The sequence below is a fragment of the Tenacibaculum maritimum NCIMB 2154 genome (genome assembly GCF_900119795.1).
In the GTDB taxonomy this organism is placed as follows: Bacteria; Bacteroidota; Bacteroidia; order Flavobacteriales; family Flavobacteriaceae; genus Polaribacter; species Polaribacter maritimus.
The window spans coordinates 2,484,062-2,502,838 of sequence record NZ_LT634361.1 but is presented as its reverse complement, the minus strand read 5'-3'; the positions used below and the strand labels follow the sequence as shown (position 1 = coordinate 2,502,838).

The window sequence follows — 18,777 nt, the reverse complement described above, 5'->3', positions numbered from 1 at the left end:
AAAAAACGCTACTTTCGTATATTATTTAAAAACAAACAATAATGAGTATCATAATCAACATTCACGCACGTCAAATATTTGATTCAAGAGGTAACCCTACGGTAGAAGTAGATGTAGTTACAGAAAATGGGGTTTTAGGAAGAGCAGCTGTACCTTCGGGAGCATCAACCGGAGAGCACGAAGCTGTTGAGTTGCGTGATGGAGGTGAGAAATATATGGGCAAAGGTGTTTTAAATGCAGTAAAAAATGTAAATACAACTATTGCAGAAGAACTATTAGGGACATCTGTTTTTGAGCAAAATACAATAGATCAAATGATGATAGATTTAGATGGTACGCCTAATAAATCTAATTTAGGAGCGAATGCTATTTTAGGAGTTTCATTAGCAGCAGCCAAAGCAGCGGCAAATGAATTAGGTTTGCCTTTATACAGGTATGTAGGAGGTGTTTCAGCAAACACATTGCCAGTACCTATGATGAATATTATTAATGGAGGATCGCATTCAGATGCACCAATTGCTTTTCAGGAATTTATGATAATGCCAGTAAAAGCAAATAATTTTACGGAAGCAATGCAAGTAGGATCCGAAATTTTTCATCACCTAAAAAAAGTGTTGCACGATAGAAATTTGAGCACCGCAGTTGGAGATGAAGGAGGTTTTGCACCAACTTTAGAAGGCACTGAAGATGCCATTGAAACGATAGCGCTAGCTACTAAAAATGCTGGGTATAAGTTTGGAGAAGAAGTAATGATTGCTTTAGACTGTGCTGCGGCAGAATTTTTTGTTGATGGAAAATATGATTACACGAAGTTTGAAGGAGCCAAAGGAAAGATACGAACAAGTAAAGAGCAAGCAGATTATTTAGCAGCATTGGCCGCTAAATATCCAATTATATCTATTGAAGACGGAATGGATGAAAATGATTGGGAAGGATGGAAATACTTGACGGAAATTATCGGAAATAAAGTACAGTTAGTAGGAGATGATTTATTTGTAACAAATGTAGATCGCTTATCAAGGGGAATTGAGAATGGAATAGCGAACTCGATTTTAATTAAAGTAAATCAAATAGGTACTTTAACAGAAACGATTTCAGCAGTAAATATGGCGCATAATGCAGGATATACCTCTGTAATGAGTCACCGTTCAGGAGAAACAGAAGATAATACAATTGCAGATCTAGCGGTAGCCCTAAACACAGGGCAAATAAAAACAGGATCAGCGTCTCGTTCTGATAGAATGGCAAAATACAACCAGCTGTTAAGAATTGAAGAACAACTGGAAAGTGTGGCTTACTATCCTCAAGAAAAAGCATTTAAGATAAAATAAGGTAGAAATATAAGAAAAAACTCATGCTTTTGCATGAGTTTTTTCTTATACGAAAACTTGTAATTGATACAATAGAAGAGCTTTGGTTTGTAGTTTTGGAATAAAATTAGTTGTTAATTCTTAAATGAAATGTTAAAAACCTTATGATTTTCTTTTACAATGGCTTTTGACTATTCCATATTATTTAGTATCTATATTACCGTATTAAAAATCTATTAATAGCAATTTTCAAAATCCTACAAAAAATGGTATATTCGCAACTCACTCAAACATTAAAATAGTAAAGATACGAATGTCAGATATAGCAAAACTACAGATTGGCGAAAACAGCTATGAGTTCCCAATAATGAAAGGAACAGAAAACGAATTAGCAATTGATATTAAGACCTTAAGAGGAGCAACAGGAGGAGTTATTACTATTGATCCAGGATATAAAAATACAGGTTCTTGCCAAAGTGCCATTACATTTTTAAATGGAGAAGAAGGAGTTTTAAGATATAGAGGTTATTCTATAGAAGAATTAGCTGAAAAAGCAGATTTCTTAGAAGTTGCCTACTTGTTGATTTTTGGAGAATTGCCAACAAAAGAGCAGTTGGAAAAATTTCATGCAGATATAAAAGAAAAAGCAATTGTAGATGAGGATATAAAGAAAATTATAGAAGCATTCCCTAGAAACGCACATCCAATGGGAGTTTTATCTTCGTTAACAAGTGCTTTAGTAGCATTTAATCCTTCTTCTGTAAACGTTGACTCAGAAGAGGAAATGTACAATGCTATTGTTAAAATTTTAGCTAAATTTCCTGTACTAGTAGCTTGGACAATGCGTAAGAAGAGAGGGTTGCCTTTAAATTATGGATCAAACAACTTAGGATATGTAGAAAACATTATGAAAATGATGTTTGAAAAACCTAATGAAGAGTATAAAGTAAACCCAATAGTTAAAAATGCATTAGATAAATTACTGATATTACATGCTGATCATGAGCAGAATTGTTCTACATCTACGGTAAGAATTGTAGGATCCTCTCATGCAGGTCTGTTTGCATCATTATCAGCAGGTATTTCAGCGCTTTGGGGTCCATTACATGGAGGAGCTAACCAAGCTGTTTTAGAAATGCTAGAAGCTATAAAAGAAGATGGAGGAGATACGAAAAAATACATGGCTAAGGCAAAAGATAAAAATGATCCTTTCCGTTTAATGGGATTTGGACATAGAGTTTACAAAAACTTTGATCCTAGGGCTAAAATAATAAAAGTAGCAGCAGATGAGGTTTTGGCAGATTTAGGAATAGAAGACCCTATTTTAGATGTGGCTAAAGGATTAGAACAAGAGGCTTTAAATGATGATTATTTCGTTCAAAGAAAATTATATCCTAACGTGGATTTCTATTCAGGAATCATTTATAGAGCAATGGGAATTCCTGTAGAAATGTTTACAGTAATGTTTGCTCTAGGGCGTTTACCAGGGTGGATTGCGCAATGGAGAGAAATGCGTTTGCGCAAAGAACCGATAGGTCGTCCTCGTCAAGTGTATATTGGAGAGAAAGAAAGAGCATTTGTAGAAATTAATAAAAGATAAAAAAGAAATGTCATTTAATTATTTTAAATGACATTTTTTATGATTAAAATTTTAAAGTATAAATTTACTAGGCTTTTTTGAATTTAAATGAAAATTAAGAGTTTTAACTAATATTGAAATCTTTTGAAATGAAGTGATTTTAACTTTCTATTTTGAAGCAAAATTTAGGATTTTGCCCTAATGAAGTCCTTTTTGAGCAATATAGCCTTAACTGCGGTTGCGAGAAAAAGCTAAAATTAGGATGAAATAAGGTAAATTTGCAAGCATAAGAAAAAGTTTAAACGACTTCAACGAGCCATAAGTACAGTTGAAAATTAAAAAGATCAAAAGGTACTTAAGCTTGTAATTTTTTAATGCATTGAAAAAATTTAAAAAAGTTTGTTAGTTTGGATTAAATTAGGAAGATGAAGGAAATTAAAATTATAAAGAATAGATCAGATATTGGAGCAGGAACAAGAGGTTCTGATATGGGGATTGATGCTATAGAAATAGCAGCCATAAATAAAAAAAGTAACTATTTTGATCAATATGAATTTGAAGATGTAATTACAGAAAATGAATCTATTTATAATAAAGAAAATAATTCTTTTGGAAAACGAATAGGAAGTGTTTTTAATCAATGTAAAAGATTGAGTAATCATGTGAAGGTAAATTTACAAGAAGGTAGATTCCCTGTTGTTATTTCTGGAGATCACTCTTCAGCGCTAGGAACTATAAGTGGGGTTAAATCAGCGTATCCGACAAAGAGAGTAGGAGTTATTTGGATTGATGCTCATGGAGATTTACATTCTCCATATACATCTCCGTCAGGAAATATCCACGGAATGCCCCTAGCAGCTGCCATTTCAGATGACAACCTAGATTGTCAGGTAAATCATGAAGTGAGTAGAGAAACTTCTGAATTGTGGGAAAGAATGAAAAATATAGGAATACAAGGGCAAAAGGTAAAGCCTGAGGATATTGTGTTTTTTGGAGTTCGCGATACAGAAGAACCAGAAGATAAGCAAATTGAAAAGTATGGGATTAAAAACTATATGGTAGCAGAGGTTCGTTACCGTGGGTTGAAAACTTGTGTAAATGAAGCTTTAGATAAATTATCCGATTGTGATATTCTTTATATTTCGTTTGATGTAGATGCAATGGATTGCGACATGATTTCTTATGGAACTGGAACTCCAGTACCTAAAGGGTTTGACCAAGAGGAAATTACAGAAATTATAAAAAGCCTTCTAGAAAGTGAAAAAGTGGTTTGTGTAGAATTTGTAGAAGTAAATCCGCTTTTAGATCTTAAAGGGAATAAGATGGCTGAAACGGCCTTTGATATTTTGGAGGAAGTTACCGAAAAAATTAAAGAATTATAAAAAAAAGCGAACTGAAAAGTTCGCTTTTTTTAGCAATAAAAAGAAAAAAAATCATTTTTTATAAGGTAACTTCAATAAAAAAATGATATAAGAAGCAAATCAATTTCTTTATTTTAGCGCATTAAATAAAAGGAATGAAACAAACAACAAACACCATATTAATGGTTCGTCCGGCTAGTTTTAGAATGAACGAACAAACTGCCATAAATAATTATTACCAGCAGGAAATCACAGAAGCACTACCGGAAACAATTAATATGAAAGCTCAAAAAGAGTTTGATACTTTTGTAGAAAAATTGCAAAGTAAAGGAGTAAATGTCATTGTTATTAAAGATACAAGAGTTCCTGATACTCCAGATGCTTTATTTCCTAATAACTGGGTGTCGTTTCACGAGAGCGGAATGGTAGGGGTATATCCTATGTTTGCTGAAAATAGGAGGTTAGAGAGGAGAGAGGATGTACTGGAGTTATTAGAGGAACAAAATTTTGAAATAACAAGTGTCGTTGATTATACAAGTGCTGAGGAAGAAAGCATTTTTTTAGAAGGAACAGGAAGTATGATTTTAGATCGTGAGAATAGGAAGGCATATTGTGCTTTGTCACCTAGGGCAGATGAGGAATTATTTATAGAGTTTTGTGAAGATTTTGAATATACTCCTATTATTTTTAATGCAAATCAAACAGTAGCAGGAAAAAGAGAAGCTATTTACCACACAAATGTAATGATGTGTATTGGTGAAACATTTGCAGTAATATGCTTAGAGTCTATAGATGATAAAAAAGAAAAAAAGAATGTTTTAAAGCACTTAAAATCTGATGGAAAAGAAGTCATTGCTATCACAGAAAAGCAAGTGAATGAGTTTGCAGGTAATATGTTACAAGTAAAAGGAAAAGAAGGAGCTCCACTTTTGGTAATGAGTACTTCTGCATACCACTCTTTAACAAAGGAGCAGGTAAAAAAAATAGAGAGGCATACACCTATCATTCATACGTCATTAGAAACAATAGAAACTTGTGGAGGAGGCAGTGCACGTTGTATGATGGCGGAAGTTTTTTTACCGAATAAAAAATAAACAGATGGGTTTGTTGTTATTAGGAGTTGCTCCTGCAATGATTATCATGTCATACATTTACTTTAAAGATAAATTTGAAAAGGAACCGGTAGCTTTTTTAGCGAAAAATTTTATTCTAGGAGTAACTTTTAGTATTCTGCTAACAGCTGTTTTAGGAGGTATATTGCATAGAATATTTCCCATAACGGATAGTAAAAGCATCTTTCAAATGTTTATAAAAGCATTTATAACTGTTGGTTTTGTAGAAGAGCTTTCGAAATACTTAGTAGTTCGATTTTATGCACAACCTAATAAAGAATTTAATGAGCCTTTTGATGGGATTGTTTATGCAGTAATGGTTTCTATGGGGTTTGCTACTCTTGAAAATATTTTATATGTATTTCAATATGGTGCAGAAACAGGAATTACGCGTGCTTTTACAGCTGTTCCAGCACATGCAACATTTGCAATATTGATGGGGTATTTTATGGGAAAAGCGAAATTTTCAAAATACAAAGTCCAGTTAAATTTAACTGGACTTATATTGGCTACATTCTTTCATGGAGCCTATGATTTTTTCTTATTTATTCATTTTATACCAGGAATTTCAGCAGGTGCTTTTATTTCTTTAGCAGTAGGAATTATATTATCTAACAGGGCTATAAAGCTACATGCAGAAAATTCTAAATTTAAAAATTAGAAGACTACTTTAAAGCTTCAGTAATAATATTTCCCGTATTTCCATTAGGAAATTCAATTTGCAATAAATTAGAAATAGTAGGAGCAATATCTATAATACGATATGCGTTTTTTGAATTGCCTTGTTTAATTCCATTTCCATAAAATATAATAGGAATATGTGTATCATATGAATAACCAGATCCGTGTGTAGTTCCTTTTTTAGGATAGCTAACGGTAGATGGAGTTGGAATTAATAAAACATCCCCAGAAAACTTTTGGTTGTATCCATTTTGTAAAGAGCTTAAAATTCCTTTTTCAAAATTAGCCGATTGTAGTGCCTTAGCAGTAATGGTTTTGTAAATACCTGTATAATTAATTGCTTCATCAGCAATTTTTTGAGCTACTTCATTCGCATTTAACTTTAAAGAAGCTATTTTTTCTTTATTTAAAAATAGTTGAAAATTAGAAATGTTTTCAACTAACTCATCAGAGCCAAAGTGTTTTTGAGTGCTGTTATTTATAAAGTTTGTAAACTTTTTATAGCTAAAATAGTTAGCAGGAACTTTTAGAGACTGTAGGTAAGCAGGAACTTGTACAGCTGCATGGTCTGCTGTTAGAAATAAAGTATAATTTTCTTTCCCAATATGAGTATCTAGGAAGTTAAAAAAACTTTCTAAATCTTTATCTAAACGTAAATAAGTATCCTCTATTTCTTTAGAAGCAACTCCAAATTGATGTCCTACATAGTCTGTAGAAGAAAAACTAACGGTTAAGAAATCGGTGTATCTTCCTTGACCTAGTTTTTCTCCAATAATAGCAGCTTTAGCAAAATCAGCCGTGATGGAGTTTCCAGCAGGAATTGCTTTTAAAATACTATAATTAGCATTGTATTTACGAAGTTTAGGAATGTTGTGAGGAAAAACAGGCTTATCTTCTCCTTTAAAAGGTTGTTCAAAATTATTATCATCCGTAATACTTTCCGTATAAGTACTGATATCATATAAAGTATTCCAAGGTTTACTTAAATATGCATCCGCTTTTCCAGAAGCATTAAAGCGTTGTACCCATTCAGGCAGTTGGTCCATATAAAAAGAAGAACTGATAAATTTACCTTCCGAGCCTCCTTGAAACCAGTAAGCGGCGTTCGCAGTATGTCCAGCTGGTAAAATAGAAGAACGATCCTTAATTGCTATTCCAATTGTTTTCCCTTTCATGTTTTGAGCTAAACGCAATTGATCGGTTATTGTAGTGGTAAGCATTCTATAAGGAGATTTTTGCCCTCCAGTACCTTCATACCCTATAGAGGTATAAGAATTATCATCAACGCAGTAAATAGCTTTTTTAGCAAATTTATCATACCAGTTATTTCCTATAATACCATGGTTTGAAGGGGTGGTTCCTGTATAAATAGAAGTGTGTCCAACAGCCGTATAAGTCGGAATATAATTATAATGTGCATTTTCTAGAGAAAAGCCATTTTTTAATAAGCGTTTAAAGCCTCCATCGCCATACTTATCAGAAAAACGAACTAAGTAATCATAGCGCATTTGATCTACAACGATACCAATAACTAGCTTGGGTTTAGGCTTTTCTTTTTGTTTAACAGAAAAGCCAGTTATTGCAATCAGCATAAAAAGAGCGATGGGTAATATATTTTTTTTCATTAGAATATTTTCGTTATTGTTGGTCAAAAGTAAGTAAAAATGAGTAGTTAAATGAAACAATAGGTGAAGAGTTAAGCTAATTTTAATACTTTAGCGGAAAGAAAAGAAATAGATGAATTACATCGAACATATTGGTAAGTATTTTTTAATGTTGAAAGAGGTTTTTACCAAGCCACAAAGAGCTAGAGTTTTTAAAGAAGCTATATTTAGGGAAATTGACGAATTAGGATTAAAATCTATAGGAATTATAGCGTTTATTTCATTTTTCATAGGAGGGGTTATAGCTTTACAAACAGCGTTAAATTTAGAAAGCCCCTTCATTCCAAAATCGTTGATAGGTTTTGCAGCAAAAAGATCGGTAATATTAGAGTTTGCACCTACTTTTTGCTCAATCATATTGGCAGGAAAGGTAGGGTCTTATATAACATCTAGTATTGGTACTATGAGAGTTACAGAACAAATAGATGCATTAGAGGTAATGGGAATTAATTCTTTGAATTATCTGGTATTACCAAAGGTTATAGCAACCGTATTTTTTTATCCATTCTTGATTGTTTTAGGAATGTTTTTGGGAATTTTTGGAGGATGGGTTGCAGGAGTATTTTCAGGGTTGTTTTCGGGGATAGACTTTATAACGGGGGTACAGATGGAGTTTAATCCATTTTTGCTAACCTATGCAATTATAAAAACATTGGTATTTGCTTTTTTAATAGCAACGGTACCGTCTTATCATGGATATTTTGTAAAAGGAGGCTCGTTAGAAGTAGGAAAAGCAAGTACGCAGTCGGTAGTTTGGACAATAGTTGTTATTGTTATAACGAATTATTTTTTAACACAAATGTTGCTAACGTAAAATGATAGAAGTAAAAGGCTTACATAAAGGTTTTAATGGGGTAGAGGTTTTAAAAGGAATAACGACTACTTTTGAACCAGGAAAAACAAGTTTGATTATAGGTCAAAGTGGTTCTGGGAAAACGGTTTTTTTAAAATCACTAATAGGGCTTCATCTCCCAGAAAAAGGAACAGTGGTATATGATGGTAGAGTAAATACGGCACTCTCTTTAGAGGAAAAAAGAGAGTTAAGACAAGAGTTAGGAATGGTTTTTCAAGGAAGTGCGTTATTTGATTCGCAAACAGTAGAGGAAAATGTTATGTTTCCTTTAAAAATGTTTACCAAGCAGCCAGAAGAAGAGATGCTAGAAAGGGTTAACTTTGTACTAAAAAGAGTGAATCTTGAAAATTCAAATAAAAAATTCCCAGCAGAATTATCTGGAGGAATGCAAAAGAGAGTTGCTATAGCAAGAGCCATAGTGATGAACCCGAAGTATTTATTTTGTGATGAACCAAATTCAGGATTAGATCCTCAAACAGCCATTGTTATAGATAATTTAATTCAAGAAATTACAGAAGAATATAAAATAACCACAGTCATTAATACACATGATATGAATTCGGTTATGGAAATAGGTGAAAAAATTGTTTTTTTAAAAGATGGCTATAAAGCTTGGGAAGGCAATAATAAAGAGATTTTCAAAACAAATAATGAAGCTGTAGTAAGCTTTGTATATTCTTCAAACTTATTTAAAAAGGTAAGAGAAGCTTATTTATCCGAAAAATAATTTTTTGATAAAAAACTGTTAAATAGGTTATTGTGAAATGAAAACTAAAATAATTTTATTTTTTGATAAAAAAGCTTTGTAGAAACAAAAAAGGTCTGTATATTTGCAACCGCTAAGCAGAAAAAGAAAATAATGACCGGGTAGCTCAGTTGGTAGAGCATCTCCCTTTTAAGGAGAGGGTCCTGGGTTCGAGCCCCAGCCCGGTCACTTAATTGCATCTTTTTTTAAGAAAAAATAGCAATAATTAGGGGAGATTCCAGAGCGGCCAAATGGGACGGACTGTAACTCCGTTGTCTTACGACTTCGCAGGTTCGAATCCTGCTCTCCCCACAAAAAAAACCTTAGTCTTATTGATTAAGGTTTTTTTATGGAATTATTTAGGATCATTCTTAAAAGTTACGGTTACGTAAAAATCCCTCTTCTTAATAGTTTGAAGAAGAGGGAAGGATTTCTAGATAAAACCTATGCTAAAATGCAATTAATCTCTTAAAAAAGACGCATAACTAAATAAAAAAGGTTAGTTTATCTTTCAAATTTTATAAATGATTTTGAATAGTGATTGTCTTTGTCGAATATCTTTATAAAGTATGTTCCTGTTTTTAATTTTTTAATATCGATAGAAGGTGTCAATGAATTTTGAATCACAATTTTTCCATGAATATCAATAATTTGATAATACCCACTTTTTAGGAGCGTCGAAGTTTTAATATTTATAAAATCATTTGATGGGTTCGGGTATATCTGTAAATCAATAGAGGGAATATTCTTATCGATATATTGAGTAGTTTTATTTTTGCGAGAAGATGTTCGAATGATATTTACATTATAATCTTCAACTTCTCCGTTGCTAAATATTTCGCAGGCTGTTTGAGGAGTTCCGTATTTTATAGATACTCTCATTTTAGTTATTCCAGACAAGGCATTGTTTGGAATTTTGATTGAATAGGTGTTATGAATGCTATTGGTAGCTTGATTTACGATTCTTTCACTTTCTTCAAAAATACCATTTTGATTATAATCTATCCAAGTACTGAGGTGTTCTGTGTATGGTGAGCCTATGGAACCGGTAGTAATGGTTAATGGGCTAGTAGTTCCAGCAGTTATAGTAGCTGTTTTATTCATAAAGTTGGTATAACCACCATTTCGACCGCTTGTATTTACCATGCCTCCAAAAGAAATAGCATCAATCCATTCATATTCTGTCTTGTATGCTTTTGACCTACAGTACTTTTCTTTTTTTAATACTGTTAAGTTAAATTCTTGAGTAGTTTTATTGATGCCATCGGTAGCTTCTATGACAACTGTATGTTTACCAATATCATTATGAGTAGGGATTCCTCTTAGTACATAGTTTCCGTTTTCAAAAAGGAGACTTGTCCAAGAAGGACCTTCTTTTAGAGATACCGTTACAATATCGTTACGATTTTCGTCCCAAACGTTAACCTTATATTTGTAAAAAGTATCAGCATCAATAGTAGTAGTTGGTTTATATTTAAATATAGGAGCCATATTGGTAGGGTATAGGTCAATAATAATGGCATTATTATCTATCCAATTATATCTACCATCATGAGTAACCATGTCAGTTAAAGAAAAGAACCCATTACTTCTTCCTCCCCATCCCCAATTGATATGGAAAAAATCACCTTGTTCAGTAGCGTCGTATCCATCCAAAGTAAATAGGTGTCCTGAACTGAGTGTTGTAGGATCTAAAAGATTTTCACTTCTTCCAGTATATAAAACAGGTCTTTTTTCATCAAGTTGCTCTTTTATAATATTACTCCATTCTACGTCAGAATAGTTGTGTTTGTATATCATTTTGGCATCTTTATGGTATTTAAAGTTCTTTTTTAAAGCAGATAAAGCATCGCGTGTACGAGCACTAGAACCTCCATTTGAAGATATTCCATAATTCATTTTAACAGAAACACCAGCGTGATACGATAGTTTTGCATTTTCATCATCAGCATTTATTTTAGACATATTATCCCAGTCGTATCGCTGGTTTTCAAAATTAACGCTAATAGTTCCGTACTTCTTATGGTTATAAGAAGTTTGGCTTTTACCTGTTGTAGGAAATTCCCAATACCTCATTACTTGAGCCATTGCAGTGGCTACGCATCCAACAACAGCTTTTTCATCATCACTACTAGGACAAAACTTTTCGAATCCTTGAGATTGTTTGTATAAGATATCTCCCATAAATGGTATGATCATTTTTGCTTTAAACTGATTTTTAGGACTTTTTTTTAGTAATTGATTCCATTTGTTATGACTGTCAGTTTTTTCTCTCTTTACTTTTTGAGCTAGCACATTTTTATAAACAAATGTTTTGTAGGCATTCAGTAGGTTTTTAGTGGTAGGGTTTTTAGAACTAGCATCAAAGAAAGAGTTATTAGAATATCCTAAAATAGGCTTTGTACTATTACTTGCAGCAACGATTACAAATCCGCCTTTCTTAAAGTTAACAATATAGTAAACGATCTGTTTTTTGAAAGAAACTTCTTTTATAGAAGCAAATTCTTTAGGAGAAAAAGTTGAATTTTGAAAGGTGTTTGCATGCGTTTGTCTTTTAAAATTAATCCATTTTGTAGCAATGGAAATAGCTGTTTCTTTGTCGATTTGATCGGCAAATGAATTTTTGAAGGAAAAGAGTAAAATAAGGGTTAGTAGGGTGATTTTTTTAATCATTATTCATGTATTTATAGTTGTATTTTTTTGCAAAGGTATGCGGTAAATAAAGGATCAGCAATTAGTATAATTACCTGCTTTTGCGTAGGTGTTTATACGGAAAGATCTCTACTAAATAAAGAGTATATAGAAATTAGTTTAATAAGATTGAGAAATATGTTTAGAAATAGCAGGTGGCTCAATAGGTCAGTTTTTTGGAATAGAGAGTGAATTGTAAAAATGAAATTTTGTATCTTTCCCGAGTTCATAAAAGATAAAATTATATAGATGGAAGAAAAGATGACCAATGGAGAATCGGTAGAGCAGTCGAAGAAGGAGATGAAAGAAGGAGCAAAGGGGCTTATAGAAAGTGTTAAAAAATATTTAAAGGAATTATTAGATTTTCGAGAAGATACCGATCATGAAGCTACGATAGAGGCAATAAAAAATGATATTGATTTTAAAGGAGCAACAGCGTGGATTTTAATTTTTGCGGTATTTGTAGCTTCTATAGGGTTAAATGCAAATTCAACAGCAGTAGTTATTGGAGCCATGCTAATTTCGCCATTAATGGGACCAATTTTAGGTATAGGAATGGCATTTGCAATTAATGATATTGAAGTATTTAAGAAATCGGCTGTTAGCTTGTCAACAATGATTATCTTAAGTCTTTCAGCATCATTTATATTTTTTTACTTCTTTCCTTTAAGTGAAGATACTTCTGAGTTATTAGGAAGAACTAAACCAGATATAAGAGATGTACTTATTGCTTTTTTTGGAGGATTAGCGCTAATGGTAGCTAGAACGAAAAAAGGAACAATTGCGTCTGTAATTTTTGGTGTGGCAATTGCTACGGCTTTAATGCCTCCTTTGTGTACGGTTGGTTATGGATTGGCAAAATGGATTTCAGGAGATTCTATAGGATTTACATATGCTTTAGGAGCGATGTATTTGTTTACAATCAATACCATATTCATTGCTTTGGCAACCTTTATAGTATTAAAGTTGTTGAGTTTTCCAATGCATAGATATGCTAATGCGGCAAAAAGAAAACGGTATGCAACAATAGCAACTGTCGTTGGCTTTTTGGTCATGATTCCTGCTATTTATACATTTATAATAGCATTAAATCAGAGTAGAGTAGATGCTCAGATTAAAAATTATATATCAGCGGAGGTCAAGTCTAATAAAGAATTACAGTTAATGAACTACGATTTCAATTCTATAGACCAGACATTATCGTTAAATTTTTTCAATGAAATTACAGATGCCACTAAAAATGATTTATTAAATGAATTAAATAGCAATCCTTTGTATCCAAGTTTAAGAGGTGTAAAACTAGAAATAAAAGGAAGTGATACAAAAAGTTATGAGTTAATTTCGGAGGCTTATAAAGATAGTAGAGAAGAATTAAAAGAGAGTAAAAATGTTATTTCAGGATTGCAAAAACAAATTATGGAATTGCAACAAACGATAACTATACTGAATCAGCGAATAGAACGAGATGCTTTGAATTACAATAAGAAGGTAATTGCTTTTAGTAGAATTGCTAAGGATGCTAAAATTAGATACCACAACATTAAAGAGATTCGTTTTGCTAATTTGCTAACGTCTAAAGATTTTATAAAAATAGATACAATTCCTGAAGCAACAATAATATGGGATCATAAACTTCCTGATAATGTTCTTAAGGAGAAAGAAAAAGAACTGCGCTCATGGATGCAAAGAGAAATGGAACTAGATACTTTATATCTTAGAACGGAGTAAGGAGGGAGTGTTTCATTTATAAAAAAGCCTAAAATCTGATTTTTTTCAGTTTTTAGGCTTTTTTATTTACCGTAGTTTATATATAAAAGAAATAAAAAAGGTAAAAAATAAGATGAAAATAGCAATTATTTTTATCGTTGTTGGAATTTTAGTTAAATATGGAAAAATGTATTTTCCTTAATAGTAGGATATAAAGCAATGTGGGAGGAAGAGAGAAAAATGTGTGATACTGATAAGGAAGGTGTTGTGTTTGGGGATATAATGTAAAGAGTGGTTTAGGGATTTTTATTAGGTATTTTATAGCAAAAAAGGTAGCTAATGATAGTATTGGATATTACGCGTTGTTTTTTGACAATCATAGAGATACTGTATCGGCTTACTGAATTAAATTTAAAAAAGATATAAAAAAGTTCATCTGATTGTGGATCCCTATGGAGGTATTGGGAGGGCAAATTAGATGGATTGTTTATAAATTCATTCCAATCCAGAATACTATTTTACTCAATGTAAAATTTGAAGAGAGGAATAAGTGCGATAAGTAGCTATTAATGTATTATTGTTTGTAGGGTACTGCTATTGCTTTATGAAATATTTTAACAAGAGTATCAAAAAAACCTCGCAATATTGCGAGGTTTTTTTGATACTCTTGTTAGAGAGCGTTATAGAGGTATTAGTTGTTAGTTTTGGCTAATAACTCTAAATGTTGTTCTTCTGTTTGCTGCGTGCTCTCTTTCAGTACAAGAAACACCATCAGCACATCTATTTGTTAATTTATTTTCACCATAACCATTAGCAGTTAATTGGCTAGGATTAACTCCTTTAGTTACTAAGTAGTTTACAACGGCTTGTGCTCTTCTTTCAGATAAGCGTTGGTTGTTTACTTTGTTACCTCTAGAATCTGTATGAGATTCAATGGCTACAGCAACTCCATCTTTCAATACAGGTAATAAACGAGCATCAATAATACGTTTAGCTGCTGGAGTTAACGTAGCACTTCCTAAATTCCAGTTGATAGGTAAAGGAGTATTCGTTACTAATTTACAGTCAACAGGTTTCCATGTAGTTAAGCCTCCCTTAGAAACTAAAACTTCTTTAGTTACTGTTTTGTATTTAGCATCTACAGGAACTTCCTCTTTCCAAGCATCTTTTACCAATACTGTCTTTGTTAAAGTAGCGTATTTTGGTTCAGTTTTTACAAGCTTTGTAGTTGGAGGAGCTACCATTACTCTCTTTTTGAATGTTTTAGCTCTTTCGTCAATAGCTACTGTTTCTACAGTTTCAGGAGAGATAACCGTTTTCTTAATTACGGTAGATTTAGAAGGAATGTCAATAACTCTAGTTGTTGGAGGAGTCACCATAACTCTTTTCTTAAAGGTTTTAGTGATGGCAGGAATTTCAATAACTTCAGTAGTTGGAGGAGTCACCATTACTTTTTTCTTGATAATCTTAGTTACAGCAGGAATTTTAACAACTTTAGTAGTTTCTGGAGTTGTTACATATCTTTTGATAGTTTTAGTAACTTCAGGAATAGTAACTACTTTAGTAGTTGGAGGAGTCACCATAACTCTTTTCTTAATAACTTTAGTTATTTCAGGAATTTCAATAACTTTAGTAGTCGGAGGAGTCACCATAACTCTTTTCTTGATAACTTTAGTAACTTCAGGAATTTCAATAACTTTGGTAGTTGGAGGAGTTTTCATGACTCTCTTTGTATAAGTAGCGTTACCACATCCATTAGGGCCAGCTTTACTTTCGTCACAATTAGGTGTTGAAACCACAGAAGCATCTTTGTCTAATACAGTTTTGTTGATTGTTGTATATTGAGCAGGTACTTCTCTGTAACACCAGTAACGGCAATCATTAGGGTCAGAAGATTCACAGTCAGGAGCCTTATCGCTCATTTGCCATCTTGCAGATTTCGCTCTTAACTCAATCGTTTCACTGTCTTTACTAAAAGCAGCAGGAATTACTCTTAAAGAAGAACCAAAGTCTTTTTTGTGGTAAGATACTGTTTCAGTAGCGTACGTTGCAGGAACAACTTCCAAACGTTGACTAGCTTCTCTTTCTACAATAGTAACATCTCTCATTTCGTATTTAGCAGGAACTAACTCTAAACGTTGGCTAGCTTCTTTTACGACAACAGTAACATCTTTCATTTCGTATTTAGCAGGAACAACTTCCAAACGCTGGCTAGCTTCTCTTTCTACGATAGTTTCAGTAACAACGCTTGTTTTAGAAGGTACTTTCACTAAGCGTTGGCTTGCTTCTTGAATGGTTACTTCAACATCTTTCATTTCATATTTAGCAGGGATGATTTTAACTTTCTGATAAGCCTCATTGACTACAACAGTAAAATCTTTCATTTCATATTTAGCAGGAACTTTTTCTAAACGTTGACTTGCTTCATGAGTAAGAACAGTAACGTCTTCAATGTTCGTTTTAGCAGTTATCTTACGTAAACGCTCACTACCTTCTTCAGTAACAACAGTAAAGTCTTTCATTTCGTACTTAGCAGGAACAATAACCAATTTTTGAGATCCTTCATCAACTAAAACACGCTCTGTAACTGTTTTGAATTCGGCAGGATGCGTTACAATTCTCTTATAAGCAGGAGCTACCTCAATTGATATATCTTGGTTCTTCCATACTTCTGGAGTTTTACAACGGACATAACATTTCCCCGGCTCTGCATTCGTAGGCAGGTCTTGTGCAGATACGGTCAATCCGAACATTAATAATGATCCAGATAATAATAGTTTCTTCATAATGAATAAAGTTTATTTTGATTGTTTAACTTTTACCTATGACACATCCTAGGGGAGAAAGTCACATACCTACAAATATAATCAAATAACTTTAAACGTTAAAGCAAATTATAGTTTATTGAAATATAGGCTCTTAATGATGCCATCAGAAAGGCCTATTTTAGGAACGAATATCTTTCGTGCTCCACTCCACTTCATAGCTGAAAGATATATTTTAGTAGCAGGAACAATAACATCCGCTCTATCAGGGTTTAGGCTTAGTTCAGAAATACGTTCTTTATAGCTCATTTGTTTTAAAAACTGGTATTGGGCATTTAGATAAATGTAAGAGATTGGCTTGCCTATAGTTCTACCAGACATCTTGAAGATTTTGTTGATATTTCCACCAGAGCCAATTAAAGAAATTCTTTTTAAATCTTTGGTGTTTTCTTTAATCCATTTTTCTACCTCCTTAAACATGGCTTTATTTTCTGCTTTTTTATTATTTATAAGCCTTACAGTTCCCATTTTAAAGGATTTTGAATTAATGATTTTCCCTTTTGAAAAAACAGTAAATTCAGTGCTACCACCTCCAACATCTACATACAAATAAGAAGCTTCACCTTGGATGAGTTCACTTAGGTCTGTTGAAGAGATGATAGCGGCTTCTTTTTTACCATTAATAATATCTATATCAATAGCCGTTTCTTTTGATATTTGGTGGGCAACTTCTTTACCGTTTTTAGCCTCTCGCATTGCTGAAGTAGCACAAGCTTTATAGCGCTCTACACCATGTACATCCATTAGCAATTTAAATGCTTGAATAGCACTTATCATTCTAGTAATATTTGCTTCTGAAATTTTTCCAGAAACGAAAACATCAGCACCTAAACGAATAGGTACGCGAACCAAAGATGATTTTTTAAATTGAGGTTCCCTATTTTTTTCTACAATAACATTTGAAACCAACAATCTAATTGCATTTGAGCCAATATCTATGGCTGCATATTTTTTAATTTCTAACAAAATATTTTTATTTATAATCTTTAGGAAAAGCGGTAAGAATAGTGGTTCCTTTTTTTATACTTTTCCAGTGTTTATTGTCAAATTGAATTCCTATCACTCCACATGTTGAAACATGTGCAATAGGTTTATCTCCGAATTTATTGACAAAAGAATTAATGCCGTGATCGTGGCTAAATACAATGGCACTGTTGAAATTATCATCTAAAGCCTTGATTGTTTTTACTAAATAGCCATCGCTAAAACTGTATAGCTGCTTTTTTATTTGCAAATTAGAAAGGGGGTATTTAAAATTTTCACAAAAAATAATAGCAGTATGCAATGCTCTATTGGCACTACTAGAAACAAAAACATCAGGTTTTTCTAGTTCTTTGGATAAAACCTTGGAAACCAAGTGTGCATCATTAATTCCCCTTTCTTTTAAAGGGCGATCAATATCTTTTATGCTGCTATATTTCCAAGAAGATTTAGCGTGACGAACAATATAAAGTGTCTTCATTCAATAGTTAAAGATTGATGTGTAAATATAAAAAATTAAGGAGCTAATCGTTCTATTTTCCATGAAAAGTTAGCTTGTAATGCGTACCTGATTCTATCGTGCATTCTGTTAGGTCTGCCTTGCCAAAATTCAATAGAAACGGGTTTTACAATGTATCCACCCCAATTTTCGGGACGAGGGATTTCTGCTCCTTTATATTTTTGCTCAAAAAAAGATAGTCGCTCGTCTAATACAGTTCTTGAAGCAACAACGTCACTCTGTTTGGAAGCCCATGCACCTAGCTTACTACCATCAGGGCGAGACTCGAAGTATCCATCGGATAAATTTTTAGCTAATTGCTCCGCTTTTCCTTTGATAATAACCTGTTGCTCTAATCCTGCCCAAAAAAAAGATAAGCAAATATGGTTGTTAGCTAAAATAGCCTTCCCTTTTTCTGAATCATAATTAGTATAAAAAATAAAGCCCTCCCAAGTGTATTTTTTTAGAAGAACAACTCTATTTTTAGGAAAACCATCTAGTCCTATAGAAGAAACAGTCATTGCGTTGGCTTCTTCCACAGTATCTGAAGCATCAGCATTTAAAAACCATTTCTGAAATAATTCTATAGGATTCTCAGGGCAATTGCTTTCTAGCAATTCTTGTTTTTCGTAAATTTTTCTATAATTACTTAAATCGTGTGACATAATTCTATCAAAGAGTTTAAACAAAAATAAAATTTTTAATTGAGTATTTAAGCTAAATTTACGAGTTGTTAGTACACCTCGTTTAGTTTTAAGATATTTGCCCT

The 18,777-nt window shown here is 32.7% G+C and carries 14 protein-coding genes and 2 tRNA genes; 10 read left to right on the top strand and 6 right to left on the bottom strand.

Annotated elements, in window-relative coordinates; genetic code table 11:
* The first annotated feature begins 41 nt into the window (after positions 1–41).
* From eno to MARIT_RS11165, 5 genes are all read left to right on the top strand, one after another.
* The gene (gene eno / locus MARIT_RS11185) at positions 42–1,331 is read left to right on the top strand and encodes a phosphopyruvate hydratase (RefSeq protein ID WP_024740639.1); all 1,290 of its coding nucleotides are present in this window, start codon (positions 42–44) and stop codon (positions 1,329–1,331) included.
* Positions 1,332–1,623: 292 nt separating this feature from the next.
* Positions 1,624–2,910: a citrate synthase gene (locus MARIT_RS11180; protein WP_024740640.1), complete on the top strand. Its 1,287-nt coding sequence runs from the start codon at positions 1,624–1,626 to the stop codon at positions 2,908–2,910.
* A 404-nt stretch (positions 2,911–3,314) separates the two neighbouring features.
* Positions 3,315–4,271, top strand: coding sequence for an arginase (gene rocF, locus MARIT_RS11175; protein WP_024740641.1), 957 nt, complete (start codon positions 3,315–3,317; stop codon positions 4,269–4,271).
* A 134-nt stretch (positions 4,272–4,405) separates the two neighbouring features.
* Positions 4,406–5,344 (top strand): citrulline utilization hydrolase CtlX, encoded by a 939-nt coding sequence (gene ctlX / locus MARIT_RS11170; RefSeq protein ID WP_024740642.1) that lies wholly within the window; start codon positions 4,406–4,408, stop codon positions 5,342–5,344.
* A gap of 4 nt (positions 5,345–5,348) precedes the next feature.
* Positions 5,349–6,023, top strand: coding sequence for a PrsW family intramembrane metalloprotease (locus MARIT_RS11165; protein ID WP_024740643.1), 675 nt, complete (start codon positions 5,349–5,351; stop codon positions 6,021–6,023).
* A gap of 4 nt (positions 6,024–6,027) precedes the next feature.
* Here the strand turns inward: MARIT_RS11165 and pafA are convergent, their stop codons facing one another.
* On the bottom strand, positions 6,028–7,668 hold the full coding sequence (gene pafA / locus MARIT_RS11160; RefSeq protein WP_024740644.1) for an alkaline phosphatase PafA: 1,641 nt from the start codon (positions 7,666–7,668) through the stop codon (positions 6,028–6,030).
* A 112-nt stretch (positions 7,669–7,780) separates the two neighbouring features.
* Between pafA and MARIT_RS11155 the strand changes: the two genes are divergently transcribed.
* The 4 genes from MARIT_RS11155 (at position 7,781) to MARIT_RS11140 (ending at position 9,617) form a co-directional block, all read left to right on the top strand.
* Positions 7,781–8,521: an MlaE family ABC transporter permease gene (locus tag MARIT_RS11155; protein ID WP_024740645.1), complete on the top strand. Its 741-nt coding sequence runs from the start codon at positions 7,781–7,783 to the stop codon at positions 8,519–8,521.
* Between the two features lies 1 nt (position 8,522).
* On the top strand, positions 8,523–9,287 hold the full coding sequence (locus MARIT_RS11150) for an ABC transporter ATP-binding protein (protein WP_024740646.1): 765 nt from the start codon (positions 8,523–8,525) through the stop codon (positions 9,285–9,287).
* 134 nt (positions 9,288–9,421) lie between these two features.
* Positions 9,422–9,494, top strand: a tRNA-Lys gene (locus MARIT_RS11145).
* Between the two features lie 40 nt (positions 9,495–9,534).
* Positions 9,535–9,617: transfer RNA gene (locus MARIT_RS11140), tRNA-Tyr, on the top strand.
* A gap of 192 nt (positions 9,618–9,809) precedes the next feature.
* Here the strand turns inward: MARIT_RS11140 and MARIT_RS11135 are convergent.
* Positions 9,810–11,978, bottom strand: a complete 2,169-nt coding sequence (locus MARIT_RS11135) for a C10 family peptidase (RefSeq protein WP_100211547.1) — start codon at positions 11,976–11,978, stop codon at positions 9,810–9,812.
* A gap of 267 nt (positions 11,979–12,245) precedes the next feature.
* Between MARIT_RS11135 and MARIT_RS11130 the strand changes: the two genes are divergently transcribed.
* On the top strand, positions 12,246–13,724 hold the full coding sequence (locus MARIT_RS11130; RefSeq protein WP_024740648.1) for a DUF389 domain-containing protein: 1,479 nt from the start codon (positions 12,246–12,248) through the stop codon (positions 13,722–13,724).
* A 677-nt stretch (positions 13,725–14,401) separates the two neighbouring features.
* Here MARIT_RS11130 and MARIT_RS11125 read toward each other — a convergent pair.
* The 4 genes from MARIT_RS11125 to pdxH form a co-directional block, all read right to left on the bottom strand.
* On the bottom strand, positions 14,402–16,489 hold the full coding sequence (locus MARIT_RS11125; RefSeq protein ID WP_100211546.1) for an OmpA family protein: 2,088 nt from the start codon (positions 16,487–16,489) through the stop codon (positions 14,402–14,404).
* Positions 16,490–16,597: 108 nt separating this feature from the next.
* The gene (locus MARIT_RS11120) at positions 16,598–17,494 is read right to left on the bottom strand and encodes a Ppx/GppA phosphatase family protein (RefSeq protein ID WP_024740651.1); all 897 of its coding nucleotides are present in this window, start codon (positions 17,492–17,494) and stop codon (positions 16,598–16,600) included.
* A gap of 7 nt (positions 17,495–17,501) precedes the next feature.
* Positions 17,502–17,990 (bottom strand): SixA phosphatase family protein, encoded by a 489-nt coding sequence (locus MARIT_RS11115; protein WP_024740652.1) that lies wholly within the window; start codon positions 17,988–17,990, stop codon positions 17,502–17,504.
* 35 nt (positions 17,991–18,025) lie between these two features.
* A complete protein-coding gene (gene pdxH, locus MARIT_RS11110; protein WP_024740653.1) occupies positions 18,026–18,673 on the bottom strand; it encodes a pyridoxamine 5'-phosphate oxidase in 648 nt (215 codons plus the stop codon).
* Positions 18,674–18,777 lie beyond the last annotated feature (104 nt).